This is a genomic window from Streptomyces noursei (genome assembly GCF_016917755.1).
GTDB lineage: Bacteria > Actinomycetota > Actinomycetes > Streptomycetales > Streptomycetaceae > Streptomyces > Streptomyces yunnanensis.
Genome location: NZ_CP070326.1, coordinates 4,783,615 through 4,810,045 on the forward strand (window position 1 = coordinate 4,783,615; position 26,431 = coordinate 4,810,045).

20 protein-coding genes and 1 riboswitch are annotated in these 26,431 nt (G+C 74.2%); of the genes, 9 read left to right on the forward strand and 11 right to left on the reverse strand.

Going from position 1 to position 26,431, the window contains the following annotated elements:
• Positions 1 to 4: 4 nt before the first annotated feature.
• A complete protein-coding gene (locus JNO44_RS21080; protein WP_240167983.1) occupies positions 5 to 1,330 on the reverse strand; it encodes an NAD(P)/FAD-dependent oxidoreductase in 1,326 nt (441 codons plus the stop codon).
• Positions 1,331 to 1,839: 509 nt separating this feature from the next.
• Here JNO44_RS21080 and JNO44_RS21085 point away from each other — a divergent pair.
• Positions 1,840 to 2,634 (forward strand): TetR/AcrR family transcriptional regulator, encoded by a 795-nt coding sequence (locus JNO44_RS21085; RefSeq protein ID WP_067349662.1) that lies wholly within the window; start codon positions 1,840 to 1,842, stop codon positions 2,632 to 2,634.
• A 273-nt stretch (positions 2,635 to 2,907) separates the two neighbouring features.
• Entirely contained in the window at positions 2,908 to 4,848 is a 1,941-nt protein-coding gene (locus JNO44_RS21090) for a sigma-70 family RNA polymerase sigma factor (RefSeq protein WP_205365663.1), read from the forward strand.
• A 384-nt stretch (positions 4,849 to 5,232) separates the two neighbouring features.
• Here the strand turns inward: JNO44_RS21090 and JNO44_RS21095 are convergent, their stop codons facing one another.
• The gene (locus tag JNO44_RS21095) at positions 5,233 to 7,305 is read right to left on the reverse strand and encodes an asparagine synthase-related protein (RefSeq protein ID WP_205365664.1); all 2,073 of its coding nucleotides are present in this window, start codon (positions 7,303 to 7,305) and stop codon (positions 5,233 to 5,235) included.
• Positions 7,306 to 8,008: 703 nt separating this feature from the next.
• Between JNO44_RS21095 and JNO44_RS21100 the strand changes: the two genes are divergently transcribed.
• The 5 genes from JNO44_RS21100 to JNO44_RS21120 all read left to right on the forward strand — a co-directional run bounded on the left by JNO44_RS21100 (position 8,009) and on the right by JNO44_RS21120 (position 13,761).
• Complete coding sequence (locus JNO44_RS21100; RefSeq protein ID WP_039635071.1) at positions 8,009 to 9,457, forward strand: NsdA family TPR-like regulatory protein; 1,449 nt, start codon at positions 8,009 to 8,011, stop codon at positions 9,455 to 9,457.
• A gap of 202 nt (positions 9,458 to 9,659) precedes the next feature.
• Entirely contained in the window at positions 9,660 to 10,907 is a 1,248-nt protein-coding gene (gene lhgO / locus JNO44_RS21105; protein ID WP_073450123.1) for an L-2-hydroxyglutarate oxidase, read from the forward strand.
• Between the two features lie 176 nt (positions 10,908 to 11,083).
• A complete protein-coding gene (gene trmB / locus JNO44_RS21110; RefSeq protein ID WP_039635067.1) occupies positions 11,084 to 11,920 on the forward strand; it encodes a tRNA (guanosine(46)-N7)-methyltransferase TrmB in 837 nt (278 codons plus the stop codon).
• 105 nt (positions 11,921 to 12,025) lie between these two features.
• Complete coding sequence (locus JNO44_RS21115; RefSeq protein ID WP_235093680.1) at positions 12,026 to 13,366, forward strand: PrsW family intramembrane metalloprotease; 1,341 nt, start codon at positions 12,026 to 12,028, stop codon at positions 13,364 to 13,366.
• Positions 13,367 to 13,458: 92 nt separating this feature from the next.
• Positions 13,459 to 13,761 (forward strand): hypothetical protein, encoded by a 303-nt coding sequence (locus JNO44_RS21120; RefSeq protein ID WP_205365665.1) that lies wholly within the window; start codon positions 13,459 to 13,461, stop codon positions 13,759 to 13,761.
• Positions 13,762 to 13,840: 79 nt separating this feature from the next.
• Here the strand turns inward: JNO44_RS21120 and JNO44_RS21125 are convergent, their stop codons facing one another.
• Together JNO44_RS21125 and JNO44_RS21130 are read right to left on the reverse strand one after the other, a co-directional pair.
• On the reverse strand, positions 13,841 to 14,806 hold the full coding sequence (locus JNO44_RS21125; protein WP_205365666.1) for an aldo/keto reductase: 966 nt from the start codon (positions 14,804 to 14,806) through the stop codon (positions 13,841 to 13,843).
• 121 nt (positions 14,807 to 14,927) lie between these two features.
• The gene (locus JNO44_RS21130) at positions 14,928 to 16,295 is read right to left on the reverse strand and encodes a peptidoglycan DD-metalloendopeptidase family protein (protein WP_205365667.1); all 1,368 of its coding nucleotides are present in this window, start codon (positions 16,293 to 16,295) and stop codon (positions 14,928 to 14,930) included.
• Positions 16,296 to 16,306: 11 nt separating this feature from the next.
• A riboswitch (cyclic di-AMP (ydaO/yuaA leader) is annotated at positions 16,307 to 16,453 on the reverse strand.
• Between the two features lie 423 nt (positions 16,454 to 16,876).
• On the opposite strand from JNO44_RS21130, the gene JNO44_RS21135 reads away from it, so the two are divergent.
• Positions 16,877 to 17,995 (forward strand): DUF2332 domain-containing protein, encoded by a 1,119-nt coding sequence (locus JNO44_RS21135; RefSeq protein WP_205365668.1) that lies wholly within the window; start codon positions 16,877 to 16,879, stop codon positions 17,993 to 17,995.
• 49 nt (positions 17,996 to 18,044) lie between these two features.
• On the opposite strand, the gene JNO44_RS21140 is transcribed toward JNO44_RS21135, so the two are convergent.
• The 7 genes from JNO44_RS21140 to JNO44_RS21170 all read right to left on the reverse strand — a co-directional run bounded on the left by JNO44_RS21140 (position 18,045) and on the right by JNO44_RS21170 (position 25,227).
• Positions 18,045 to 19,184, reverse strand: a complete 1,140-nt coding sequence (locus JNO44_RS21140; RefSeq protein ID WP_205370144.1) for a PP2C family protein-serine/threonine phosphatase — start codon at positions 19,182 to 19,184, stop codon at positions 18,045 to 18,047.
• Positions 19,185 to 19,459: 275 nt separating this feature from the next.
• Positions 19,460 to 20,338, reverse strand: coding sequence for a LysR family transcriptional regulator (locus JNO44_RS21145; protein WP_205365669.1), 879 nt, complete (start codon positions 20,336 to 20,338; stop codon positions 19,460 to 19,462).
• A gap of 112 nt (positions 20,339 to 20,450) precedes the next feature.
• Positions 20,451 to 21,965, reverse strand: coding sequence for an MFS transporter (locus JNO44_RS21150; protein ID WP_205370145.1), 1,515 nt, complete (start codon positions 21,963 to 21,965; stop codon positions 20,451 to 20,453).
• 743 nt (positions 21,966 to 22,708) lie between these two features.
• On the reverse strand, positions 22,709 to 23,251 hold the full coding sequence (locus JNO44_RS21155; RefSeq protein ID WP_205365670.1) for an NUDIX hydrolase: 543 nt from the start codon (positions 23,249 to 23,251) through the stop codon (positions 22,709 to 22,711).
• Between the two features lie 11 nt (positions 23,252 to 23,262).
• Entirely contained in the window at positions 23,263 to 24,387 is a 1,125-nt protein-coding gene (locus tag JNO44_RS21160; RefSeq protein WP_205365671.1) for an NAD(P)-dependent oxidoreductase, read from the reverse strand.
• A complete protein-coding gene (locus tag JNO44_RS21165) occupies positions 24,297 to 24,821 on the reverse strand; it encodes a hypothetical protein (RefSeq protein WP_205365672.1) in 525 nt (174 codons plus the stop codon). Before JNO44_RS21165 ends, JNO44_RS21160 begins: the two co-directional genes overlap by 91 nt.
• An 85-nt stretch (positions 24,822 to 24,906) precedes the next feature.
• Complete coding sequence (locus JNO44_RS21170) at positions 24,907 to 25,227, reverse strand: hypothetical protein (protein ID WP_240167602.1); 321 nt, start codon at positions 25,225 to 25,227, stop codon at positions 24,907 to 24,909.
• 120 nt (positions 25,228 to 25,347) lie between these two features.
• Here JNO44_RS21170 and JNO44_RS21175 point away from each other — a divergent pair, with 120 nt between their 5' ends.
• Entirely contained in the window at positions 25,348 to 26,430 is a 1,083-nt protein-coding gene (locus JNO44_RS21175; RefSeq protein ID WP_205365673.1) for a helix-turn-helix domain-containing protein, read from the forward strand.
• Position 26,431 lies beyond the last annotated feature (1 nt).

The following is a 26,431-nucleotide window of genomic DNA, read 5'->3' on the forward strand; positions in this document are numbered from 1 at the left end:
TCGGTCAGCTGGTTTCGTTGTGCCGGCCGGTGCCCGCGGCGAGTTCGAATTCGGCGCGCGGGTTCTCCAGCGAGCCGAGCGAGACGATCTCGCGTTTGAACAGACCCGCGAGGATCCACTCGGCGAGGATCCGGGCCTTGCGGTTGAAGGTGGGCACCCGGCTGAGGTGGTAGGCGCGGTGCATGAACCACGCCGGGTAGCCCTTGAGCTTGCGGCCGTAGACCTGGGCGACGCCCTTGTGCAGGCCGAGCGAGGCCACCGAACCGACGTACTTGTGCGCGTAGTTGTGGATCTCGCCGCCGCGCAGGGCCGCGGTGAGGTTCTCGGCCAGCACCTTGGTCTGGCGGACGGCGTGCTGGGCGTTGGGGGCGCAGACGGCGTGCGGCGCGTCGGGGGTGGCGGGCGACGGGGCCGTCAGGTCCGGGACGGCCGCCGCGTCCCCGGCTGCCCAGGCGTGTTCCACGCCGTCCACCTGGAGCGCGGCGGTGCATTTGAGGCGGCCGTGGTCGGTCAGCGGCAGTTTGCTCGCGGCCACGATGGGGTGCGGTTTGACTCCGGCGGTCCACACGAGCGTCCTGGCGGGGAAGCGGGAGCCGTCGCTGAGCCGGACGATGCGCTTCTCGCAGGACTCCAGGCGGGTCTCCAGGCGGACGTCGATGTTGCGGGCGCGCAGCTCGCGGACGGTGTAGCCGCCCATGTCGGGGCCGACCTCGGGCAGGATCCGGTCGGTCGCCTCGACCAGGACCCACTTCATGTCCTCGGGCCCGACGTTGTGGTAGTAGCGGACGGCGTAGCGGGCCATGTCCTCCAGTTCGGCCAGCGCTTCCACGCCCGCGTAGCCGCCGCCGACGAAGACGAAGGTCAGCGCCGCGTCGCGGATCGCGGGATCGCGGGTGGAGGAGGCGATGTCGAGCTGTTCGAGGACGTGGTTGCGCAGTCCGATGGCCTCCTCGACCGTCTTGAATCCGATGCCGACGTCGGCCAGTCCGGGGACGGGGAGGGTGCGCGAGACCGATCCCGGCGCGAGGACCAGTTCGTCGTAGGCCACGGTGAGGGCGCCGGCGCCGGCGTGCTCCGCGGCCAGGGTGGCGATGCTCGCCTTGCGCTTCTCGTGGTCGATCTCGGTGACCTCGCCGATGACGACCGTGCAGTGCGGCAGGACGCGGCGCAGCGGGACGACGACGTGGCGCGGGGAGATGGAGCCGGCGGCGGCCTCCGGCAGGAACGGCTGGTACGTCATATAGGGCTCGGGATCGACGACGACGATCTCGACCGTGCCCTGCCGCAGCTCCTGTTTCAGCGTCCGCTGCAGCCGCAGGGCCGTGTACATCCCCACGTAGCCACCGCCCACCACGAGAATGCGCGCCACGGCGTCCGAATGCTCCGAAGACACAGTCTTCACAGAGGTTCTCCTCGCGGTGTCGACCAGGCCGGGGCGCCACCGAGCGGGTGGCCGGGCCGGCGCGCGCGGCCACCTTCGGGCGCTGTGCCCCCGGACAGCACAGCACTGTTCCATGACGCACCGCCGGGACGGCTTTGTCCACAGGCCGGTCGAAAAGTATGTCCGGTACGAGGCGCGGTGCGGAGCGGTACATTCCGGCCGAGCGGGGCGAAGTACGCTGGTCAGGCGGAGTTCGGCGCGGGGTGAGCGGAAGGACGAGCAGGACGGATCGGGTCCATTGGGCCGAACGGGGGGCACGGCGTACGGAGCGCCCCCTTCAATCTTGACGCGGGCTCAACTATGTTCGTATGTCGTTGGGGTGCACCCTCTTGTCGGGTCGCCCCGACCGTCAGGGCGGGGAGTCTCCGGGGGGAGACGTCATTACCGGGGGATCACTTATGCACATTCAGGGCTCTCAATGGTCGGCGGCGGCCACGATGACCGCTGCCGCTTCCGACGGTGTCAACGGCGCCGGCGGCAACGGAACGGGCGCGGCGACCGGTCTCAACGGCCGGAGCACACCCCTGCGGGTCGATGCCCAGCGCAATCTGGAGCATGTGCTGCGGGCGGCCCGCGAGGTCTTCGGCGAACTGGGGTACGGCGCGCCGATGGAGGACGTGGCGCGGCGCGCCCGGGTCGGGGTCGGGACGGTCTACCGCCGTTTCCCGAGCAAGGACGTTCTGGTCCGGCGGATAGCCGAGGAGGAGACCTCTCGGCTGACCGAGCAGGCACGGGCCGCACTGGGCCAAGAGGACGATCCGTGGTCGGCGCTGGCGCGGTTCCTGCGCACGTCGGTCGCCTCGGGCGCCGGGCGGCTGCTGCCGCCGGGCATCCTGCGGGTCGGCGCGAGCGAGGAGCGGGCGGACGGCGCGGCCGAGCCGCGGGTGCCGGAGGGCGGCACCGAGGCCCGGGTGCCGCTGCAGCGGATGGCGCCCGGCGAGGCGGACGGGCCGCGAAGCGGCCCCGAGGCCGAGGAGACGCCCGGCGGGCAGGCGCTGCTGGACGTCGTCGGACGGCTGGTGGAGCGGGCCCGGGCGGCAGGTGCGCTGCGGACCGATGTCACGGTCTCCGACGTGCTGCTGGTCATCGCCACGGGTGCGCCCGCACTGCCCGATCCCGGGCAGCAGCAGGCGGCCTCCGCCCGGCTGCTGGAGATCCTGCTGGAAGGGCTGCGGTCGCGTCCCGCGACATGAGGCGCGGCGGCCGGCTCCACGACAGCGGGCGGGGCACGAACCGCCCCCGTGGAGCCGGCGGCGGCACCGGGAGGCCCCGAGTGCGGGACGTCCCGGTGGGGCGCCGGCATCCCTGCGATGCGGTGGCCCCGACCGGTACGGGGCGCCCCGTACGGGTGAACGCCAGTGCGGGCGCCCCGGATGAGTGGTCGCCCACCGGGGCCCTGAAGCCCGGGCCAAGGGTGTGGCACGCTTGCGCGGTGTTGCGGTGTGACGGGTTCGGGAGCCTCGGCGATGGGTGTTGACGGGCGGGACGAGCGGCGTGGCGGGACCACGGGACGCCCGTCGGATCAGGTGCCGGGCCGGGCCGGGCCGCCGGGGGCGACGCCCCCGCTCGGCGGCGTGGAGGACGCCGGGCCCAGCGTGCCGGCGCAGCGCAGGCGCTCCCGGCACGGCGGGATGCCGTCGAAGGAGCCGGTGGGGGTGGCCGGCGAGCGCGCGGACGCGGATCTGCCGCCGTCCGACGCCGAGCTGGTCGCCGCGATGCGGGCCGGTGACGACAGCGCCTACGAGGAGCTGTACCGCCGGCACGCCGAGGCGGTGCGCCGGTATGCGCGCGGCTGCTGCCGGGACGCCCACACCGCCGAGGATCTGACCGGCGAGGTCTTCGCGCGCACCCTGCAGGCGGTGCGCGGCGGGGCGGGGCCGGACTCCGCGGTGCGCGCGTATCTGCTGACGACCGTGCGGCGGGTCGCCGCGGCCTGGGCGAGGACCGCCCGGCGGGAGCAGTTGGTCGAGGACTTCGCGGTGTTCGCGGTGTCGGCGGCCGGGTCGTCCCTGGACGACGGCACGCTGGATCTGGGCGCGGACGTCCGGGCGATGCACGAGGCCGAGCAGACCATGGCGGTGCAGGCGTTCCGCAGCCTGCCGGAGCGCTATCAGACGGTGCTGTGGCACACCACCATCGAGGACGAGTCGCCGAGCGAGGTCGCACCGCTGCTCGGGCTGACCGCCAACGCCACCGCCGTGCTGGCCCACCGGGCCCGGGAGGGGCTCAAGCAGGCGTATCTGCAGGCGCATGTGAGCCAGTCGCTGACCGCGGGCGGCGACTGCGCGCGCTATGCCGACCGGCTCGGCGCGTACGCCCGGGGCGGATTGCGGATGCGGGCCGAGCGGGGGCTGCGCAAGCATCTGGAGGAGTGCGCCCGGTGCCGCGGGGCGGCGCTGGAGGTCGTCGACCTCAACCAGCGGATCGGGGCGGTGCTGCCGGTGGCGGTCATCGGCTGGTTCGCGGCCGGGTACGCCGTCAAGGGTGCCGCCGCGGTGGCCGGGATCGCCGGCGCCGGGGCCGCGGCGGGTGCCGGGGTGGCCGCGGCCGCCGCGGGGTCCGGTTCCGGTACGGCGGGCGGCGCCGGCGGCGGGGTGGCCGTGGGCGAGGGGCTGGCCGCGCCGGTGAAGATCGGTATCGGGGCCGGGCTGGTGGTCGCGGCGGGGGCGGCGCTGGCGTTCGCACTGGCCGGGTCGCCGCAGCCGGCCCCGCGGGCGCAACCGCACCGGCCGGCGCCGGTCGCGCCGTCCGTGCCGGCCCCGCCGCCGTCGCACACCCCCCGGCCGCCGGTGGGCGCGCCGGTCACCGAGCCGACCGCGTCCCGCACGCCGACGCCCACCCCGACACCGTCCGAGCCCACCCCGACGCCGACTCCCACCCCGGCACCGCCGAAGCCGACTCCGACGCCCACGCCCACGCCCACGCCCACCCCGACACCGACGCCCACCCCGACGCCCACCCCCACGCCGCCGACGACGGCGTATCAGGTCAGCGCGTTGGCGTACGACTTCATGGGGGACGGCAGCAAGCCGGAGGTACGGGCCCTCGACAGCGGCTGGCTGTGGAAGCGGTACCGCCCGAGCATCGGCGGGACTGCCTATCCCCACGGGGTGAGCGTGCACGCCTCGTCCTCGGTGGTCATCGATCTCAACCGGCAGTGCACGGCGTACGACGCGGTGGCCGGCGTGGACGACCTCAGCCTGGGCCTGGGCGCGCTGCGCTTCTCGGTGTACGGGGACGGGGTGCGGCTGTGGCGGTCGCCGGTCCTGCGCGGCGGGGAGTCGGCGATGCCGGTGCACGTCCCGTTGGCCGGGCGCAAGACGCTGCGCCTGGTGGTCGAGCCGGAGAGCGCGGGCGATCTGTTGGCGCTGGGGGACTGGGCGCGGTCGCAGATCAGTTGTCGGTGAGCTGGTCGCCGCCGGTGGGGCGGGATCGCGCCGGAGGGCGGGCGGGACGGTGTGCCCCGTTCGTCGGCACGGTGACGGACCGACCCGTTCGTCGGCGCGGCGGCGGATCCCGTCGGGGCTCGGCGGGCGCCGCGGGCGGTCAGGACGGGTGGGGTGCCGGGGTCGTACGGGGCGCAGGGACGACGGCGTGATCGGCGGTGTGATCGCCCGCGTGTGCGCCGCTTCCCCGGCGTGCGGGGCCTCGGGTGCGCCGTGGGTCGCGCCGTTCTGCTGGGCGCACCGGGACGCGGTCGTGCGCCGGACGTCCGCCCCGTGGAGAACGGGCGGCCGGGGTGCCGGCGGGGCCGCCTCGCCCCGGGGCGGTGAGGCGGCGCGCCGGGCGCGTCAGGAGAGCCGCGCGCGCACCACACCCTCGGCGAGCGCCCGTTGCCGTGGCGCCTGCGCGCCCGTCCAGCACGAGCCACGACGGGCCAGCAGCCGGCGCAACCACACTTCGACGGCGACCAGTTCGGCCAGACCGTCCAGGGGCACCGGGGCGCCCTCGGCCGCCGCGCGGAGTGCGCGGCGGACCACCCGTGCCTCGACGAGGCCGGCGTCCGCCAGCAGGGGCGTGTCGAAGAGCTGGAGCAACGGGCCGACCGCGGCGCGCAGTCCGGCGCGGACCGCGGCGGTGTGGGTGTGGTGCGCGGCGGCGCCCCAGCCGGACGGCAGGTCCCGCACGCCGGCGCCGGCCAGGACGGCGCGCAGGACGGCGGCCCGGGCGCCCGGCTGCACCCGCAGGGTGTCCGGCAGGGCGCGGCAGGCCAGCACCACCTGGTTGTCCAGGAAGGGGGCGTGCAGCCGCTGGCTGCGGACCTCTACGGCCTGCTCGAAGATCCGGTGGTCGGCGGCCTGGCGAGCCAGGGCGGCGCGGGCCCGTCGTTCGCCGGGACGGCCCGCGGCGGGCGAACGGTGCGCCGCGTCCCCGAGGCGAACCGATACTTCGGCCAGCGCCTCCCCCGTGAGCCAGCGGGCCGCGGGCCCCGGGCGGCACCAGGCGAGCGCGGCCAGGGAGGCGTCCACCGCGCCGCCGGCCACCGGCTCGTCGGCGAACCGGCGCTCCATCAGGTGGCGTGCAGCCTCGGCCATCCCGGTGGCGTAGGGGGTGCGGGCGAGCTTCCGGGCGGCCCGGTAGACGGTGAACGGGACCAACACCGAGTGCGCGGAGGGGCCGTCGGCCTTGGCCAACGCGGTGACCGGGCGCAGCAGATGGCGCCGGCGGCGGTCCATGAGGAGGTCGGCGAGGCGGGCGGGGTGGGCGTCGAGGACCTGGCGGGCGCCGTTTCCGACGAAGTGGTCGGCGCCGCCGGACAGCAGCCGTCTGCGGTGCCGGCCGGCCAGGGTCAGCGAGGGGCCGGACTCGTCGGTGAGCGGGAGGGCGTCCAGGCCGGTGTACGGGAGGGCCTCCTCGCCGGCGGCGACGACGACGTGGTGCAGCCGGGGGTCCTCGGCGATGCCGCGGGCGCGCTCCAGTTCCGCCTCGTGCTGGGCCCGGTCGCCATGGGTGGCACGGTCGTTGAAGGTGACCGCCAGCAGGCGCTCGCCGTGGCCGTTGATCCGGCCGGGCTGCCCGGGGAGGCCGGCGGCCAGGAGGGCGAGGGTTCCGGAGGCGCTGCCTCCGGAGAGGTCGGCGCCGATGCCGGGGGCCGGTCCGCCGCGCGCCGCGCGCCGCTCCGCGGGGCCCATGCCGGGGACCGGGCCGGGGTCGAGCCGGTCGAGGCCGTCCGGGTCGGGCGCGAAGCGGGGGGCCGCCAGCCGGGCGCGCACGGCCTCCACGAGGGCCTCCCGGACGCCGTCCACCGCCTGCTCCGGGGCGAGTTGGGGGGCGGCGACGGCCAGGGACGCGGGCGGCTCGTAGGAGGCGATCTCGCTGCTGCCGGTGCGCAGCACCAGGGCGTGGCCGGGCGGGATCCGGCGGACCCCGTCGTACGGGGTGCCGGCGCCCACCGCCTCGGGGGCGTCCGGGCAGGCCAGCAGGGCGGCCAGATGGCCGACGTCGAGGCCGGCCTCGACGAGGTCGGCGAGCGGCAGGGCGGCGGTGGCGTAGGCGGTCCCGCCGGCCCACCGGGTGTGGAAGACGGGCCGGGCGCCGGCCAGGTCTCCGGTGACGGTGATCCGGCGGCCCACTTGGGCGACGGCGGTGTAGCTGCCCGGCCAGGCGGTCAGGTGGCGCAGTGCGCCCCCGCGGGCGGCGAACAGGCCCACCTTCAACTGGTCGTCGGTGGCGCCGCAGACCCCGAAGACAGCGAGCCGGGTCTCCGGGTCGGCCTGGACGACGCGCACCTCGTGGGGCCGCCAGTCGCCCACCGCCCAGAGGGGATCGGGGTCGCCCCACAGGAGTTGGGCGCCCACGGGCAGCAGCGTGCGGCACTCCCTGTGGGCGGTCGCGGCACTGCTCCACCCCACCAGCCAGCGCATCGCCGCCTCCACCCGATTCCCCGTCCGCCGGGGTGGCCGGCGACCGCCCCGTACAGCGGATATCCCAGCTGTCGTGCGGACCATGCTGCCATGGCAGTGGCCTGCGGGAGGTGGCGAAGGAGGCCCGGACGCGGGCGGGGCGGCGGGCACGGCGAAGGGGCGCACGGGGGCGGTGTGGCGCCGTCGGGACGGCGGCCGCGCCCGGCGGCGGCCCCGGGTGGCCCCCCGTGTGGCCCCCAGGGCGCTGGACGGCGTGAAAGCATCACCCGTCGATTTTCGGCCAAAGTCCTTGCCGCGCAGCCGAGTTGACGCCCGGGCACCGTCCCGTATACGGCGCCGTGCGGCGCGGTGGGCCGAGCCTTCGCCCGGCCCCCGCGACGGTCCGGGAAGCGGGCTGCGCCTCCCGGACCGGACCGCCACCCGCGGGGAATGAGGTGGCGGTGTCCCCCAGCCCACTGGATCCAGTGCAGCGGGCCGACCCACGCAGAACTCATCGAAGCGTGGGGGTCGTTGAGGGGCCAGCGCGCACGCACGGGCGCATGGGCACACGTACCCGGAGCACATGCCAATTCCCGCACCCCCGTTTGAACACGAATCTCGCCATCCAGGACACCGACCCTTAACGGTAGGGATCCGGCGAACTACTCTGGGTGGACGCATGCCCCGGGGTACGGGGCGGCTGTCGCTGTGTCGAGGGGTGCGCATGTCCAGGGATACACGCGGGCCGAACGAAAAGCTCGGCACCGTTCTCGCCCTCGCGGGGATCAGCAATGCCGGACTGGCGCGCCGGGTCAACGACCTCGGTGCGCAGCGCGGCCTGACGCTTCGCTACGACAAGACGTCGGTGGCCCGATGGGTCTCCAAGGGCATGGTGCCCCAGGGCGCCGCGCCCCATCTGATCGCGTCGGCGATCGGCAGCAAGCTCGGGCGCCCGGTGCCGCTGCACGAGATCGGGCTGGCCGACGCCGACCCGGCACCCGAAGTGGGGCTGGCCTTCCCTCGCGACGTGGGCGCCGCGGTGCGCTCGGCGACCGAGTTGTACCGCCTCGATCTCGCCGGACGGCGGGGCAGCGGCGGCGGCATCTGGCAGAGCCTGGCCGGATCCTTCGCCGTCAGCGCCTATGCCACCCCCACCTCCCGCTGGCTGATATCGCCGACCGACAGTTCGGTGGCGCGGGAGACGGCCGAGGCGCGGGACAAGGACGCCGCGGCCGCCGGTGACGCGGGAGCCCCGCAGCACGTCGGCCACAGCGACGTCACCAAACTGCGCGAGGCGGCCGAGGACGCCCGGCGCTGGGACTCCAAGTACGGTGGCGGGGACTGGCGTTCGTCGATGGTGCCGGAGTGCCTCCGGGTGGACGCGGCGCCGCTGCTGCTCGCCTCGTACAGCGACGAGGTGGGCCGCGCGCTCTTCGGGGCGACGTCCGAACTCACCCGCCTGGCGGGCTGGATGGCCTTCGACACCGGCCAACAGGAGGCAGCCCAGCGGTACTACATCCAGGCGCTGCGGCTGGCGCGGGCCGCCGCCGACGTCCCCCTGGGCGGGTATGTGCTGGCGTCGATGTCCCTCCAGGCGACCTACCGCGGGTTCGCCGACGAGGGCGTCGATCTGGCCCAGGCCGCCCTGGAGCGCAACCGCGGCCTGGCCACCGCCCGCACCATGAGCTTCTTCCGGCTGGTGGAGGCGCGGGCGCAGGCCAAAGCCGGGGAGGCGCGCGCCTGCGAGGTGGCGCTGAAGGCGTCCGAGGGCTGGTTGGAGCGCTCCCGCAGCGGCGATCCGGATCCGTCCTGGCTGGACTTCTACTCCTACGAGCGCTTCGCCGCCGACGCCGCCGAGTGCTACCGGGACCTGCGGCTGCCCCGTCAGGTGCGGCGCTTCACCGAGCAGGCGCTGTCCCGGCCGACGGAGGAGTTCGTCCGCTCGCACGGGCTGCGCCTCGTGGTGTCCGCCGTCGCCGAACTGGAGTCCGGCAATCTGGACGCGGCCTGCGCCGCCGGCACCCGCGCCGTCGAGGTCGCCGGCCGGATCTCCTCGGCCCGCACCACGGAGTACGTGCGCGATCTGCTGCACCGCCTGGAGCCGTACGGGGACGAGCCCCGCGTGGTCGAACTCCGCGAGCGGGCCCGGCCGTTGCTGGCCGCGCCGGCCTAGGTCGGGTGCACGGGCGGGACGGACCGGGGGGCCGGTCTGTGGCCCGGCCGTCGAAGGGGCGTCGCGGCGGGCCTGTCGCCGCAGGTCAGACTGGTCACTGCGGATTGTCGGTGCCGCCCGTCATGATGGACTACGTCGTCGGCGATGACGCGCGGGCCCGCGGCGACGGGCGGGTCGGCGGTCATGCGGTTGGGGAGGTGCAGTGGCGGCGTACGACTGCGATGTGCTGGTGATCGGTGCCGGGATCGTGGGGCTTTCCACGGCCCGTGCCCTCACGCGCGCGGCGCCCGGTATACGCGTCGTGGTGCTGGAGAAGGAGCCCGCGGCGGCCCGCCACCAGACCGGGCGGAACAGCGGCGTGATCCACAGCGGCATCTACTACCCGCCGGGTTCGCTGAAGGCCCGCTTCGCCCTCCAGGGGGCGGCGGAGATGGTCAAGTTCTGCACCGCGCACGACATCCCGCACGAGGTCACCGGCAAGCTGATCGTCGCCACCGACCGCGCCGAGCTGCCCCGGCTGCACGGCCTCATCCAGCGCGGCCGCGAGCACGGCCTGCCGGTGCGGGAGCTGGGCCCGGCCCAGATCGCCGAGTACGAGCCCGAGGTGCGCGGCCTGGCCGCGATCCACGTGGGCACGACCGGCATCTGCGACTTCGGGGCGGTGGCCCGGCAGCTGGCCCGTCTCGCGCAGGAGGACGGAGCCCGGGTCGTCCTCGGCGAGGAGGTCACCACCATCGCCCGCCGCCCCGGCCGGGTCGCGGTCCGCACCGCCGGCGGCACGGTCTACCGCGCCCGCGCCCTGGTCAACTGCGCCGGGCTGCACTGCGACCGGGTGGCGCGGCTGGCGGGCGACGCCCCGGGCATGCGGATCGTGCCGTTCCGGGGCGAGTACTACAGCCTCGCGCCGGAGCGCGCCGCCCTGGTCCGCGGGCTGGTGTACCCGGTCCCCGACCCGGCCTTCCCGTTCCTGGGCGTCCATCTGACCCGCGGCATCGACGGCTCCGTCCACATCGGGCCGAACGCCGTGCCCGCGCTGGCCCGCGAGGGCTACGACTGGCGCACCCTCCGTCCCGCCGAGCTCGCCGGGACGCTCGGCTACCCCGGTTCCTGGCGGATAGCCCGCCGCCACTGGCGCTACGGCGCGGGCGAGCTCCACCGCTCGCTGTCCCGCCGTGCCTTCACGGACGCGGTCCGCCGCCTGCTGCCGGCCGCCCGGGAGGAGGATCTGCTGCCGTCGCCGGCCGGGGTCCGCGCCCAGGCCGTGCTGCCCGACGGCACCCTCGTCGACGACTTCCTCTTCGCCGAGTCCCCCGGCATGATCCACGTCCTCAACGCCCCGTCCCCGGCCGCCACGGCCTCCCTGCCGATCGGGCGGGAAGTGGCCCGGCGGGTGACCCGGCTGCTGGGGCTCCCGGAGCGCGCGGCGCAGGACGGGGGCCCCGCGGAGTGAGGGGCGCCGGGGCGAAGGGCGCCGGGGAGCGTCCGGTCGCGGCCCTGTGGGGACCGCCCGGATTCCGGTCGATGCGGCGCTGACCTGCGGATTCGAGTGACGGTGGGGGCTGCGCGGTGCGTGGCCGCCGGCGGCGTTCCCGTCCGCCGCGGTGGCGTCCGTAGAATCGACACACTGTGTCCGAGAACCCCGCCACCCCCGAAACCACCGCCGCCGCGCCCGCCGCCCCGGTGGACGAACCGCGCCCCCTCGGTGCCACCGCCGTCTCGGCCGCCGTGCCCCGGCGCGGCAAGCCGATGTTCCCCGACGGGACGGGACCGGCGGCCGACCCCGCGGGCTCGCACCACGAGCGGCGGATCCGCTCCTTCCAGCCCCGTCGCAGCCGCGTCACCGCCTCCCAGGGCGAGGCGCTGCGCCGCCTGTGGCCCACCTGGGGCGTGGACGTCGACGGGCTCTCCCGCCTCGACCTCGACGCGTTCTTCGGCGGACTGCCGGTCGTGCTGGAGATCGGCTTCGGGATGGGCGAGGCCACTGCGCAGATGGCCGCCGCCGATCCGGGCACCGGCATCCTCGGCTGCGATGTGCACACTCCCGGCCAGGGCAGTCTGCTCGGTCTCGCGGAGCGGAACGGCCTGTCCAACATCCGGGTGGCCAACGGCGACGCGATCATCCTGCTGCGCGAGATGCTCGCCCCGGCCTCCCTGGCCGGCCTGCGCGTCTACTTCCCGGACCCCTGGCCCAAGAAGCGCCACCACAAGCGCCGGCTGATCCAGCCGGAGTTCGTGGCGCTGGCGACCACCCGGCTCGCACCGGGCGCCCTGGTGCACTGCGCGACCGACTGGGAGCCCTACGCCGAGCAGATGCTGGAGGTCCTCTCCGCCGAGCCGACGCTGGAGAACCTGCACGACGGCTACGCGCCCCGGCCCGACTTCCGGCCCTTCACCAGGTTCGAGGGCCAGGGTCTGGACAAGGGGCACGTCGTGCACGACCTGCTCTTCCGCCGCCGGGGCTGAGGGCCGCCGCCCGGCGGGGCCCCGGCCCCGGTGGCGCCCGCCCGCGCCGGTCCGGCCCGACAAACCCGCATGCCCGCACCGTCCCGCCCTCGTTAGGGTCGATGGGTGTACCCGTCCTTGCCGCCGCTCCCCGAGCACCCAGCCGGCCCGCCGCCGTACACACCCGCCGAGGACCACCGCGGGCCCCGGCGCTGGGCCGCGCCCTGGCACAGCAAGACCGTCCGGGCCATCGCGCTGGCCGCGCTGCTGGCGCTCTCCGGGGTGCTCATCCTCGGCATCGTCCGGCGGCAGACCGGCACCGAGGGCCTCCTGGTCGGCGTCGGACTGGCCGTCTTCCCGGTGCCCCTGCTGATCGCGGCCTTCTGCTGGCTGGACCGGATCGAGCCCGAGCCCTGGCGGAATCTGGCGTTCGCCTTCGCCTGGGGGGCGTGCGCGGCCACCTTGGTCGCGGTCCTGGCCAACGGCTTCGCCACCGACTGGCTGGCCAACAACATCGCCTCCACGTCGCCGACCGAGGCACAAGCCTGGGGCTCGACGGTCATCGCCCCGATCGTCGAAGAGGTGATGAAGGCCGCCGCCATCGTGCTGCTCTACCGCTTCCGCCGCCGTGACTTCGACGGCATCACGGACGGCATCGTGATCGCCGGGATCACCGCGACCGGCTTCGCCTTCACCGAGAACATCCTCTATCTGGGCAGCGCCTTCGGCGAGGACCAGTCCTTGGGGCACACCGGTCTGAGCTCCCTCACCGCCGGCACCTTCTTCGTGCGGATCGTGGTCTCCCCGTTCGCGCACCCGCTCTTCACGATCCTCACCGGGCTGGCGTTCGGGATCGCCGCGACCCGCTATCCGCGGCGCCGCGGCGCCCGCGCCGCGCTCATCCTCTTCGGCCTGGCCACCGCGGTCCTGCTGCACGGCATCTGGAACGCCGCCTCCAGCCTCAGCGACGCCGGCTTCCTCACCGTCTACGGCGCGTTCATGGTCCCGGTGCTGCTGGTCCTTACCTGGCTGGCGCTGTGGGCCCGGCGGCAGGAGCTGCGCTCGGTCCGCGACTACCTCGCCCCGTACACCGCCACCGGCTGGCTCGCCCCACCGGAGCCCACCGCCCTCGCCTCGCTGCGGACCCGCGCGCTGGCCCGCGACATCGCCCGCCGCACCCACGGCCCGGCCGCCGCCCGTGCCGTCACCGCCTACGCGGCGCTGGCCACCGCCCTGTCCTTCCACCGCCGCCGGGCCCATCTGACGGGCCCGCCGCCGGACTTCGCCGCCCGGGAACGCGAACTGCTGGAGCGCCTGTGGCACTACCGGCCGTGGGCGGGCCCGGCGCTGCTCCAGGCGTGGGCGGGCGGGGCGGCGGGACCCGGCACGGCCGGGGCGGCGCGCCACCCGGCCCCGGCCCCGGCCCCGCCGCACGAAGCCGCGCCGCCGCCCGGCACCGCGCGCTGAACCGTCCCCCCCCCCCCCCGACCGTGCTCCGTGCGCGGGATGCGGGCGCGCGTAGGCTCGTGGGAGTTGTCCGTGAAAGGGAGGATTCTGCGATGGCTGGGATACCGACGAGCGTGGTGGCGGCCGCGGGCCTGGTGGGCGGTTACGGCGTGGCCCGGTGGACCAAGAAGCGGCCGTTGGGCGGCGTCGCGCTGGCCGCCGCCGGGGCGGTGGCGGCCAGGGGCTGGCAGCAGAAGGCCGGCACGAAGGCGGCTGCCGCGCTGAGCGGTGCCTATGTGGCGGCGTTCGCGGGGTCGCACCCGCTGGCCAAGAAGATCGGGGCGTGGCCTTCGGTGTTCGCGGTGGCCGGCGGCGTCGCCCTGGCGTCGTGGGCGGTGGCGGACCGACGCGGCTGAGACGGCCGGGCCGGGTCCGCGCGACCGACGGCGGCCGGCGGCGCGGGGGCCTGTGCGGGCCCCGCACCGCCGTGCCGCGTCAGGCCGATGCCTCCGTGAGGAGGGACATCTCGGCGTCGGTGAGGACGAGTTCGTTGACGGCCAGCAGGGCCGGGAGCTGGGAAACCGTGCGCGCGCTGGCGATGGGGGCCGCGACGGTGGGCCGGGCGGCGAGCCAGGCGAGGGCGATGGTGGTCGGCTCGGCGCCGTGGGCCGCGGCGACGGTGTCGAGGGCCTCCAGGACGCGGCGGCCGCGGTCGGTCGCGAGGTAGCCGGCGGCCTTCTCCGAGCGGGCGCTGTCGACGCTGGTGCCCGGGCGGTACTTGCCGGTCAGGAAGCCGGAGGCGAGCGCGTAGTACGGGACGGCGGCGACGCCGTTGCGGGCGGCCACGTCGGCGAGTTCGCCCTCGTAGGTGTCGCGGGAGACGAGGTTGTAGTGCGGCTGGAGGGCCACGTAGCGGGCCACGCCCTCGCGGTCGGAGAAGTCCAGCGACTCCTGGAGGCGCCGGGCCGAGATGTTGGACGCGGCGATCTCGCGGACCTTGCCCGCCTTGACGAGGTCGTCGAGGGCGGTCAGGAACTCGCCCACCTCGACGGACTCGTCGTCGTAGTGGGTGTAGTAGAGGTCGATGTGGTCCGTGCGCAGCCGGGACAGCGAGAGGTCCACGGCGGTCTTGATGGTGGTGGCGGACAGGCCCTTGTGGTCGGGGTGGGCGCCGACCTTGGTGGCGATCACGACGTCGTCGCGGTTGCCGCGGGCCGCGAGCCAGTTGCCGAGGACGGTCTCGGACTCGCCGCCCTTGTTGCCCGGCACCCATGCCGAGTAGACGTCGGCGGTGTCGATGAAGTTGCCGCCGCCGGCCACGTAGGCGTCGAGGACGGCGAAGGACTCGGCCTCGTCGGCGGTCCAGCCGAAGACGTTGCCGCCGAGGCAGAGGGGGGAGACGGACAGCGAACCGAGCGACTTCGGAGTGGGGGCGGAGCCTTGGGCGTGTGTCACGGTCATGCCCGATACAACGTCAGGACGTGGGGAGTTATTCCTCGTTCCGCGTTCGTCCGGGGTCCGGCGCCCGCGTCCCGATCGGTCCCGTCGGCCGCCCACGGGGCGTGGGCGGCCGGCCGGTCCGTCAGACGGTGGTCCCGCGGTCGCGCAGCCAGGGCACCGGGTCCGTCGGTGCGCCGGCGTCCGGGCGGACCTCCAGGTGGAGATGTGGACCGGTGGCGTTCCCGGTGGCACCGACCCGGCCGATCACGTCACCCGTGTGGACCCTGCCCGTCGTCTTGACCATCGAGGACAGGTGGCAGAACCAGAGCTGCGTGCCGTCGTCGAGGGTGAGGACGATGCGGTAGCCGTACCCGCCGGCCCAGCCCGCCTGGGTGATGGTCCCGTCGTGAACCGCCTTGACCAGCGTGCCCGTTGGGGCCGTGAAGTCCTGTCCGGTGTGGTCCGCGGCCCAGCGGTCGTCGGCCTGCCCGAAGCCGGCGGCGAGGGTGTACGAGGAGACCGGCGCGACGAAGGTCTGCGTCGGGTGGGCGCGGTGGTCGGCCGCCGGTGTGGCCGGGGTGTCGGCCGCCGTCGCCCGGGGTGCGGTCCCCTGCGCCGCCGGAGCCGCGGCCTGCGTGCGCTCCTCGGCGGTGCCGGCCTGTTCCGCCGCCCCCTGCCGCCCGGGCGCGCCCTGGTCCGCCTGCGGGGTGGCGGCGTGCTCGGCGGCCGTACCGGCCTCCGGCTCCGCGGCGTCCTGTGGGGCGTCGGTCTGAGGGACGTCGGCCTGCTGGAGGATGCGGTTGCGCAGCGCCTCGGCCGCGCCCGCGGGCCGGGCGTCCTGGGCGGCCTCGTCGGGGGCGGTGCCGGTCCGGGAGGGGGCGACGGAGGGGCCGGCGGAGGCGGCGAGCGCCGTGCCGGCCTCCTGGCCGGTGCCGTCGCCGTCGGCCGCCCCGCCGGGGTCGGGCATCGATATCGGCACCGGCGGCCGGCCCTGGGCCGCGGCCACGCCGCTCGCGCCGACCGCCGCGATCACACCGACGCCCAGTGCCGTGCCGCCGCGCGCGAGACCGCCGCTGCGCGCTCTGGCCACCCGGTGCTTGCCGCGGATCGCGCGGAGCGGCCCGTCGTCGTCGCTCGACTCGTCGGCCGGGAGCCACTCGTCGCCGGTCCCGTCGCCTTCGCCGCGCACCTCGCCCTCGCCTTCGAGGCCGGGGGACGGCACGTCACCGGGCAGCGCGCCCGGTGCCGACCAGTGGTGCGGCTGCGAGCTCTGCGGCGCCTGGGACGCCTGGCCGTGGGAGAGGTCGCGGGAGAACGGCCCCTGGGGCGACTGTCCCTCCCTCAACCCACCGGCGATCGGCGGGACTTGGGCCGGCTGAACGGGAGCGCCGGCCCCGGAGGGACCGGCCGGACCGACGGGGGCACCGAAGCCGACCGCGCCACTGAAGTCGGCGGGGCCACCGAGGCCGTAGGTGGACGGGCCATGTGGGGTGGGCCTGTTGGACGCCACGGGGGCGCACTCCTTTCCTTCCTTCTCGCCTACCGGGTTAGCTGACGGGTTCGGAGCAGGAAGGTCTCCTACGGGCACCGCTTGGCGAGAGGCGCCCGATTCACCCCAAGAGGGTGGTTCCCCGGTTCCCTCGACTCAATTCCCGGCAATTCCAGGCGGATCCGGCGGGGCCCCTCGAAACCGGTTGATCCGGGCGACTCGACGCGGGTCGAGGACACGGGTCGGGTCGTGCGAACAGCCGGCTCGGGCGGGTGACTCGGAGACGTTCTGGGCGTGCGGGAACAGCGCGTGCGGGATTCGGCGTCGGCGCACGGTGCCGCCATTGGCGACGGCTGGGACGACCGCGCTCCGTTATCGGACAGTAATAGAGACGACGAGGGAAATCCAAGCGTTCCCTTGAATCCGCGGGGGTTCCGCAGGCCCCCCATAGGGGCCCACGGAGGGGACGTTCGCTAGCAATTCAGCCGCAACCTGGGCGAGTTGGCGCCGCACCACCAAACGATCTCGCGACGATTGTGCGCCACTTGTTATGCGGAGGGATGCACATCGATCACGGAGAGTGAGGACGGTAACGTCGCCTCATGGTCGTCAACGTCGCGAACACCGGAAACGCCGGGAACACGGTCAGCACCCCGCAGGAAATGGCGGTCCGGTACTGGGAGTTCTCCCGGCAACAGGCCCGGGGACGGTCCGACGCCCACGAGGAGCTGTCCGCCCGGATCAGCCACGACGACGAGCTCTGCGAACTGCTCGCGGCTTCGCTGCCGGCCGGTCACAAGCAGCAGCCGGACCTCCTGCTCGCCGCGGTGCGCCAGCTCGACGGTCCGCACGCGGAATGGGGGCCGCGCGGCGCCGCGGCGTACGGGCGCTGGCGCGAGTGGACGATCCGGCACTGGGACGAGGTCCGTGCGGTGATCATGCGCCGCTCCGCCCGGACCGACGAGCCGGCCCGGTGCGCCACCCTGCTGCCGCTGCTGGCCCGTATGCCGCAGCCACTGGCCCTCCTGGAAGTCGGGACGTCGGCGGGGCTGTGCCTCTACCCGGACCGGTACCGCTACCAGTACGTCCAGGAGGACGGCCGCGCGGTGGACGGCCCGGGTGCCGCGGACAGCCCGGTCACGTTCACCTGCCGCGCGAGCGGGTTCGCGCCCGGTGGCGAGGGCGGCGCGGCGGCGCTGCCCGGCGCCCTGCCCGAGGTCGTCTGGCGCGGCGGCATCGACCCGGCGCCGCTCGACCCCCTCCGGGAGGCGGACGACCTGCGGTGGCTGCGCGCCCTCGTCTGGCCCGGTGACGAGGCCCGTACGGCGCGGCTCTCGGCGGCCGTGGAGGCGGCGCGGACCGCGCCCCGCCCCACCGTCGTGCGCGGCGACCTGCTCGACGAGCTGCCGGCGCTGGCCGCCCAAGCACCGCCCGGGGCGACGCTGGTGGTGTTCCACAGCGCGACGCTGAACCACCTTCCGCCCGCCCGGCGCGAGGAGTTCGCCCGACTCGTCCGGTCGCTGCTCGCCGAACGGGACGGCGGGGGCCACTGGATCTCCCAGGAGCACCACAGCGTGCTGCCGTGGATCACGGCGCCGGAGCACAGCTCCCCGGGGGCGGCGGACACGCCGCTGCTGACCCTCGCCCTGGACGAGCGCCCGGTCGCGCTGACCGACCCGCACGGCCGCAGCGTGCACTGGCTCCCTTCCGCGCTGTCGTAGCGCGCCCGCCCGGTCACGCGGTGGCGGGCGGCCGGCCCGCGGTGACGGCCTACCCGTCCAGGGGCCGCTGGACCGCCAGCAGCGCCATGTCGTCCGCGGGCCCCCCGCCCGTGTGCCGGGCGACGTCCTCGACCACCACGTCCAACAGGTCGTCGGGCCCGCTGAACAAGCTGCCGCGCAACCGGGCGCACGGGTCGTAGAACCGCCCGTCCCGGTCACGGGCCTCGGTCACCCCGTCGGTGAACAGCAGCAGCAGCGCCCCGGCCGGGAAGAACGCCGCCTCCGAACGGCCCGGCCGGTCCCCCAGGTCGCCCAGGCCCAGCGGCAGCGCGGCGACGGACGGGGCCAGCTCCCGGAGGCCACCGTCCGGGGTGAGCAGCAGAGGGGGCGGGTGGCCGTGGTTGAGGACCCGGAGCACGAACGGGTCCTCGGCGGGGATCTCCGCCAGGACGGCCGTGGCGAAGCCCTCCTGTTCATCGAGGCCGGCGCGGCGCCCGCCCTCCCGTCTGAGCGCCCGTTCCAGCCGCTCCGCGACCGCCTCCAGGGTGGCCTCCTGCTCGGCCGCCTCCCGGAAGGCGCCGATGACGACCACCGCGGACTCCACCGCCTCCAGACCCTTGCCCCGCACATCGCCGACGATCATCCGTACGCCGTGCGGGGTGTCCTGGACGGCGTACAGATCGCCGCCGATACGGGCGCCGGCCCGGGCGCCCACGTAGCGCGCGGCGATCCCGAACCCGGCCAGCCGGGCGGGCGGCGCCGGCAGGAGGGCCTGTTGGGCGGCCTCCGAGACGTCCCGTACGGAGGCCAGCCGGGCGTCGCTCACCCGCACGACCCGGTTGGTGGCGAGCGCGAGCAGCGCCACCACGACGACCGTGCTCGACTCGGTCACCGACTGCTGGTAGTCCGGCGCACCGTGGTACGCGCTGAGCAGGACCTCGGTGACGATGGCGGCCAGGGCCATGCCGGCGGTGGCCCACAAGGAGAACAGCGGGGCCGCGATCAGAGGGGCGGCGACGAGGAACGGGGCCGCGGTGTACGCGGGCGGCGAGACCAGGTCGAAGAGCACGCCGACGGCGATCAGGGCGGCGGGGAACCAGCGCGCCAGCCGGCGGCCGAGCGGGGACATCCGGGCGTGGCGCGCCCGTCGTTCCGCCTCGCCCGTGCGGTTCTCGCCGCCTCGCACCATCCGCACCGGCCTCTTCCCACTCCGCCGCCCGGTGGCGCCCGGAACGGGGCCCGTCACCGCCGCGTGCCGGGCCCCTGGCCCGGTCGGCGCACCCCCGCCTGCCGGGCGGACGGCGGGAGGGCGACGACCGCGCCCGGGGCCTCGCCGCTTCAAGGCTTGCCGGGGCGACGCCGGTCGGCGAGTCCTCCTGAGCCGAACGGGGTAGGAACGGGCTGGGGGCCACCCCACCCCCTACGGGCCCCACCTACGGGCCCCTGCCCCCGCCCGCCTAACCCCTAGCCCCCGCCCCCGCCCTCGCACTGCCGGACCGTGGCGCGCGCATGGGCGAGGAAGCGCCGGGTCAGCGGATGCCCGTTGTGCCGCGGGAAGACCAGTTGCAACGGCATCAGGGGCGCGTCGGGGATCGGCACGAAGGAGAGGAACGGGTGCACCCGTTGCCGGCCGATGGACTCCGGTACGACACCGACGCCCCGGTTCCCGGCCACCGCCTCCAGCCACTCGTCGAAGTTCCCGCACCGGACGGCGATCTCCGGCCGTTCCCCCGCCGGCCAGTCCGCCACGTCCGTCGGCCCACCGGTCTCGTTCAGCACCAGCGGCATACGGGCCAGCTCGCGCCAGCCGACCTCGTCCCGCGCCGCGAGCGGGGACCGCACCGAGACCGCCGCGATCCGCCGCTCGTGCAGCAGCGTCACCGCCGTCAGGCCCGGCACGGCAACGTCCCCCCGCAGGATCGCCACATCGACCTCGCCGCTGTCCACCCCCGCCAGCGCCGCGTCCCGCCGGTGGACCCGCGCCCCGACACCGGTCTCCGCCTCGAACCGCTCGATGGCGGCCTGCGGCCACGTGGCCGGAAACCCCCAGGCGAACCCGATGCGGAAGACGGGTGCCTCCGGTGTCGGCAGGAGGGCGGCCTCCAAACGGGGCAGCAGGCCGCGGAGTTCGTCGTAGAGCCGCTCGCCGGCCGCGGTGAGCGCGACCTGGCGGGTGGTGCGCTCCAGGAGGCGGTAGCCGAGCAGCTCCTCCAGGCGGCGGATGGTGCGGCTCACCGTGGGCTGCGACAGTCCGAGGCGGTCGGCCGCCCGGGTGAAGTGGCGTTCCTCGGCGAGGGCCAGGTAGCAGCGGAGGTGGTGCAGCTCGATGCCCGGTATCGCCATGATCGGCATCCTAGGTCGGCTCCCTGACGGCCCGGCGGGGGCCGGCGGCCCCCGGCCGACCCTGCCGCTCCCCGACGGGCCCCACGCCCCCGTCCCGGCCCGTCGCGGCGCCTCAACCGGCCGCCGCGTCCGCGCTCTTCGCGTCCGGCGCGCCCGGCGTTCCGCGTCGCGCCCGCATCCCCGCCCCGATCGCCAGGAACGCCGCCCCGGCCACCCCGCACAGCAGCCACATCGCCGCCTGGTTGCCGCGCAGGAACAGGTCGCCGGCGAGCGCTTCGACGTCGCGCCCGTCCCACCCGGTGTGCGCGCGCAACAGCTCGGCCCCCGCCCCGGGATCGGCCACGGCCCGCGCCGCCCACTCCCCGCCCGGCACGTGGCGCGCGGCGAGCGCGGCGTCCAGGGCGTCCCGCGCCGACCAGCGGTAGACCGCCATCCCCACCGCCAGCCCGATCGCCCCGCCCAGGTTGTGGAAGGTCCACGACGAGCCGACCGCCGTCCCCGCCAGCCGCTCCGGTACGGCCGAGAGCGCGGCCACGGTGGCCGGCCCGAGGACGAACGCCCAGCCGATGCCCATCAACGCGAACGCCGCCGCCACGAAGGCGACGTGGCTGTCCCGGGTGAACTGCGCCTGCAACGCCGCCGACAGGGCGAATGCCACGAACCCCGCGCAGAGCAGCAGCCGCGGCGGGAACCGGTCCACCAGCCGCCCCACCACCGGCGACAGCAGCGCCATCACCGCCGTGCACGGCAGCAGCATCAGTCCGCTCGCGGTGCTCCCGTAGTGCCGCACCGACACCAGGTAGAGAGGCATCAGGAAGAACGCCAGGCAGTAGAAGAACGCGAGGGAGAAATCGGCGGTGAGCGCACCGAGGAAAGTGCGGTTCCCGAACAGCCGGAAATCGACGATCGGCGCCGTCACTTTCCGTTCCACGACACAGAACGCGACGACACCGGCGATTCCCAGGGCCAGCAGACCCAGAATGCGCACGGAGGTCCAGCCCCAGGCGTCGCCCAGCGTCAGCGCGAGGACGAGTGCGGGCAGCGCCAGGCTGATCAGCGTCAGCCCCGGCCAGTCCGGCTTTCCGGCCGCCGCGGAATGCTCCCGCGATTCCCGCACCGCGGAAAGGCACACCGCCAACCCGATGGCGGTCAGCGGCACGTTCAGCCAGAACACCCAGCGCCAGTCCAGCCAGCCGACGAGGAGGCCGCCCAGCATCGGCCCGATCGCCAGGCCGAGTCCGTTGACGCCGTAGAGCGCCCCGATGGCCCTGCCGCGCTGCTGCGGCGGGAAGGTGTCCGAGACCAGGGCGCCGGTACTGGTGTAGAGCACGGCGCAGGCGGCCCCCTGGACGAAGCGGCACAGGATCAGCGTCCGTACGTCCCCGGCGAACCCGGCCGCCAACGAGGCGACGCCGAAGACCGCGGTCCCGGTGTAGAGCACCCGCCGCCGCCCGTACCGGTCCGCGAGCCGCCCCATGGTCACCATGAACATCGACAGCGCGACGATGAAGACATTGACGATCAGCTGGAGCTCGGTGACCGTGGCCCCCATGTCCCGTTGAACGGCCGGCGCCGCGGTATTGACGATGGTGAGGTCGATACACCCCAGGAAACTGATGATGCTCAGCCCGGTGAATGCCCGCCATCGGCGGGCCGCCCCGTCCCCTCTGCCGGCGGACCGCGCGCTCCGCCCTCCCCCTTCTCCCGCTTCTCCCCCTTCGCCCGCGCACTCGGCAGAATTCACGCACTCGATCGTCAAGGTTCCCCCTCGGGCCGACGGGCGACGCCCGTGCCATTTCCCCCGTCCGTCACCGGCGACGCTAAATTCGGCGACCCGCCCGGACAAATAGCCGCCGCGCCCGACTCATACGCCCGCCGAATGAATCGACGGGACGCCCCCGCGCCCCGCGGCACCACCCCGCGCCGCCGGCACGCCGCTCCCGCCCCTGCACGCACAACGAGCGGCGCCCCGACCGCTGTCCGGTCGGGGCGCCGCTCCTCGTATGGCAGGAGCACCGCACGTGCTCCCTCTGGTGGGCCATCAGGGGCTCGAACCCTGAACCAATGGATTAAAAGTCCCGAGGGGGACGTGACGGGGCCGGATGACTCATGATCACGTATGCCGTTTCCGCAGGTGAGAGCCGATCACCTCGAACCGTGATCACGCCCCATGCCAACCCATTCAAAGGCATCCGGGCTCACATCGGGCTCACTCCGTATGCCCTCTCACCAGCGCAAACACCGCGCCATACGAGAATCTGAACCACGGCACACGAACGCCCCGGCTCGCACCGAACGCGAGTCGGGGCGTTCACCGTGTCCCGCTGCCGGGCATGCGGCCGGGAGACAGCGCCGCGGCGGCCGAGTTGGTCAGCGCAGAGCCTGCACGACGCGGTTACGCAGGTTCTCGTCCGCGATGGTGTCGGCACCACGCCATGCGGCGGCGGCGACCTCCTCGGTCTGGAGCTCGCCGACATCGGCCGAGGTGCGGAAGAGGAACCGGAAATCGAAGTGCTGGTGTTCCGGCTCGCCCTTGGCATCGTTGGCGGGGATGGGGTGTACGTCGATGTGGAGCGGCCGGAGCCCTGCCGGGATGACAGCGGATGCCGGGATGCCGGTCTCCTCGGTCAGCTCGCGCTGCGCAGCGTCGACGAGCCGGGTGTCGTCTGCCTCAAGGTGTCCACCAGGTAGCAGCCACCGGTCGAGGGCCAGGTGCCGGATGTGGAGCACGCGGCCGGCGGGGTCGGCGAGGATCGCACCAGCCGTGGCGTGTCCTCGGAATTCCTTGCGCGAGTTGAGGTCGGCCCCGGCGTCGAGAAGGTCGAGGACGGGCGCGAGCTGGCCCTTCTCTTCGGGGTGGGCGTCGAGGTAGTCGTCGACGGTCTCGCGGATGTGCTCGGCCGTGATGGGCACGGGCAGGTCTCCTATCGGTTGAAGTAGTCGAGCCATGTCGCGGCGATGGCGGCGCGGTCGGTCGGGCTGATCTCGTGCATGCCGGGGGCCAGCTCGTCGCGGGCGAGCATGGCGGCAGCGGCGAGTATCTCGGCCTGCACGAGGAAGATGAACGGCCCCACGCTGGCACCATGCAGGAAGTTGACGGCGTTGCCGCCGTTGAGCAGGTAGAAGTAGTGGCCGGTCGTCAGGTACCGGGTGACGTGCTCGCCGATGCGGGCGCGTTCGTACACGTCGGGCAGGCCGTCGAGCTCGAGCTCGTCCTCGCTGCTCGTCACTGTCGCCACGTACGCCCCGTTGCGCAGCCGCGGGAAGTCCTCGCCGCGCAGGGAGAGTGAGCCGGTAGCGCACAGCACGAGCCCGGCGTCCTCCAGGCCGCTCACGCGGTCACGGGCCACCGTGAAGCCCTGTGAGAGGGCCTGTGTGCGGCGTACGGGGTCGATGTCATAGACAGTCACCCGTACCCCCTTGGCGTGCAGCAGGCGGGCGATGGAGCTGCCCAGCTTGCCAAAGCCGATCACGAGGGCAGTACGGCCGTGCAGGATGTCGCCTCGGATGCGCATCAGGGCCTCGGTGGAGAACACGACGGACTGCCCGACGAGGAAGTCCTCGGGGTCCTTGAGCGGCGAGCGGGCCACCGAGAGCACCGGGCAGGGCAGCTTGTCGCGTTCGGCGTACCGCTTGTGCCCGTTCTCGGTGTCTTCGACCACCCCCAGGATGCGGCCCGAGAAGCGGTCGCAGAGCGCGTCGAGGGCCGGAGCGAAGTACCCGCCGACGTCGAGCAGCACAACCGGGCGGCCGGCGGCGCGCGCCTCGACGTAGCGCACGGCGCGGTCGACGTCGGCGAACAGGTCGCGCGTCAGCGTGTCGCAGGCGTGCCCGTCGGCCTCGATCTGGCGCCGCGCCTCGGCCTGCACGGACTTGGGTTTGGGCAGTACGGCCCGCAGGTCGGTGACGTTCGCCACGCCCCGCACGAACGCCGGGCGCTCTGGTAGAAGGTGCGTGATCAGGAACGATGCCGGGCGCTCCTGGGGAGCAAAGCGCGTGGCGATGCGTCCGAAGTAGGCATCAAGACGGGCGCGTTCGAAGGTTTCCATTGTTGCCTCTCCTCCCTTGCGGCGATCTCCGGTTGTGGTGCAGGTGCGATCTGGTGTTGCTCAAGGGCGCGGCGCAGCGCCTCGGGGGCGGTGAGCCTCTCGTCGTCGGGAAGCTCGCACCATCCGCCGAACCACTCGCCGCAGCGGTACGGGTTCGGGGCGACGAGCCATGAGCCCTTGCACAGCAGATGCACCGGCAGCCCGGCCCATGTGCCCCGGCTGCCGGTCGGCACGGCGAAGTAGAGGTAGTTGCCCGGCCGGTCGTAGAGCACCGGGCCGAGCTGCTCGTCGGCCGCTCTGAGTTGTGAGAGCGCGAGGAATCCGATGTCGGCGCATACCCGGACGACGTCCCATTCACGGCCGACCGCGAGCAGGTGCATGCCAGGGACGTCCTCGACGAGCGGAGCGGCGCGCAGTGCCTCACGCAGAGACATCACGCACCTCCTCTCTGCCGCACGCAGGGGTCGGCGTCGACAGGGCGCGTATCACCGCGCCTCGGACTTGGTGCGCGGACGACGATCAAGCGCGCGTTCGTCTGGCTATCTGCTGTTCGCGCTCCGCAGCGATGCGCCTCGGCCCCAGGTGGACGCGAGCGGGCAGAACCACGCCGTAGGCATCCGGCAGCGCGAGGACGTCGAGCAACCCCACGAAGGCCGGTGACCTGACCACTGCGATCGGTCCCCACTCCGTGAAGAGGCCGCACAGCGTCAGCTCGTGCTGCCGGCAGTATTCGGCGAGCGAGTCAGCAAGGGCGTTGTGCCTCGCCTTGCTGCTCGTCTGCCTCAAGTAGCCGTACACGCGTGGGCTGTTCACCGGCCGGCGCTCCGTGATGGGTTCCATAGACCGAGCGTCGTGGCAGTCCAACGGCCTCGAAATGACCGGGTGTTGCACTTCCGTTGCACTTCCGGACCACAGCCCTCGTACAGCGTGCTTCGATACGTAACGGGAGGGAGGCAGCCCGTGATCAGCGTTCAGCAATGGACCGGCCGCGAAGCGAGCGCCCTGCGCGCTGCCCTCCGGATGAGTACACGCGCATTCGCAGAGCACCTGGGTGTCGCACTGCGCACGGTGGCGAAGTGGGAGCAGCTTGGCGCGGGCACCGTCCCCCGGCCGGATACGCAGGCCATCCTCGACACCGTGCTCGTGCGCGCTGACACGTTGGCGCGGGGGCGCTTCGAGGTACTGCTCGACCGTTCCGCGGGCGGCGGTGCAAGGCGGAGTTCCGTGCGCGCGGCGGACTACGAGACATGGACGGAGGACATCGAGCGTGCCGTGGTGTGCCTGAGCCGTCAGAACTTCTGGTTCGCCTCGAACCTGTTGAACCGGTGGCTCGCTCGCCACGGACCGCGCGCCCTCGACGACAAGGGCCTGTACCTCTACGGCCGATCGCTTGTCCTCCTCGGCGATCTCCAACGCGATCAGGGCGCCACCCTCGGCCCTCTCTCGGCGCACCACTCGTACAGCACCGCACGTGGCTTGTTCACCGAACTCGACATCCCGCGCCGGGTGGCACAGATCGAGCTGTCGCTCGCCGTGCTCGACGAGATGTCCGGAAGGCTCGACGCATCGGCCCACCAGTACGAGCGGCTGGCGGCCGACGAGCGGCTCAGCGGACGTGACCGTGCCCGAGCCCGTCTGTGGGTCGGTACGGCGCTCAGTAAGGACGGGAACAACGACTACGCAGTCAAGGTGATGACGACCGCCACCCACGATTTCGAGGCCCTCGCGGAACCCGAGGACTGGTCCGTCGCTCACCAGAAGATCGCGCTTGCCTACCGCGGGGCCGGCGACCTCACGCGGGCTCTCCAGTACATCGACATCGCACGTTCTACCGGCACGGTCGACTCCCCCATGCAGCGTGTGCGGCTGGACACCGCGCACGGGCACATTCTTCTGTCCGACCCCGCCACCCGGGATGATGGGCTGTCCGTCCTCGACGACGCGGCACAGGTGGCGAGGCAGTATGGCCTGAGCCACCAGCTTCGCAGCATCGAGGGCATCCGACGGTCGTGCGACGGCCCGTCGGCTGTCCTGTCGAGGTAAG

What these genes read in the sequence shown, in the direction of transcription:
- JNO44_RS21145 (WP_205365669.1), bottom strand. Translation starts at nt 20,338, where the DNA reads ATGGCGATACCGGGCATCGAGCTGCACCACCTCCGCTGCTACCTGGCC.
- JNO44_RS21125 (WP_205365666.1), bottom strand. Translation starts at nt 14,806, where the DNA reads ATGACCGTGACACACGCCCAAGGCTCCGCCCCCACTCCGAAGTCGCTC.
- JNO44_RS21085 (WP_067349662.1), top strand. Translation starts at nt 1,840, where the DNA reads ATGCACATTCAGGGCTCTCAATGGTCGGCGGCGGCCACGATGACCGCT.
- JNO44_RS21170 (WP_240167602.1), bottom strand. Translation starts at nt 25,227, where the DNA reads ATGGAACCCATCACGGAGCGCCGGCCGGTGAACAGCCCACGCGTGTAC.
- JNO44_RS21165 (WP_205365672.1), bottom strand. Translation starts at nt 24,821, where the DNA reads ATGTCTCTGCGTGAGGCACTGCGCGCCGCTCCGCTCGTCGAGGACGTC.
- JNO44_RS21120 (WP_205365665.1), top strand. Translation starts at nt 13,459, where the DNA reads ATGGCTGGGATACCGACGAGCGTGGTGGCGGCCGCGGGCCTGGTGGGC.
- JNO44_RS21080 (WP_240167983.1), bottom strand. Translation starts at nt 1,330, where the DNA reads ATGTACACGGCCCTGCGGCTGCAGCGGACGCTGAAACAGGAGCTGCGG.
- JNO44_RS21160 (WP_205365671.1), bottom strand. Translation starts at nt 24,387, where the DNA reads ATGGAAACCTTCGAACGCGCCCGTCTTGATGCCTACTTCGGACGCATC.
- JNO44_RS21140 (WP_205370144.1), bottom strand. Translation starts at nt 19,184, where the DNA reads ATGGTGCGAGGCGGCGAGAACCGCACGGGCGAGGCGGAACGACGGGCG.
- JNO44_RS21135 (WP_205365668.1), top strand. Translation starts at nt 16,877, where the DNA reads ATGGTCGTCAACGTCGCGAACACCGGAAACGCCGGGAACACGGTCAGC.
- JNO44_RS21095 (WP_205365664.1), bottom strand. Translation starts at nt 7,305, where the DNA reads ATGCGCTGGCTGGTGGGGTGGAGCAGTGCCGCGACCGCCCACAGGGAG.
- JNO44_RS21090 (WP_205365663.1), top strand. Translation starts at nt 2,908, where the DNA reads ATGGGTGTTGACGGGCGGGACGAGCGGCGTGGCGGGACCACGGGACGC.
- JNO44_RS21100 (WP_039635071.1), top strand. Translation starts at nt 8,009, where the DNA reads ATGTCCAGGGATACACGCGGGCCGAACGAAAAGCTCGGCACCGTTCTC.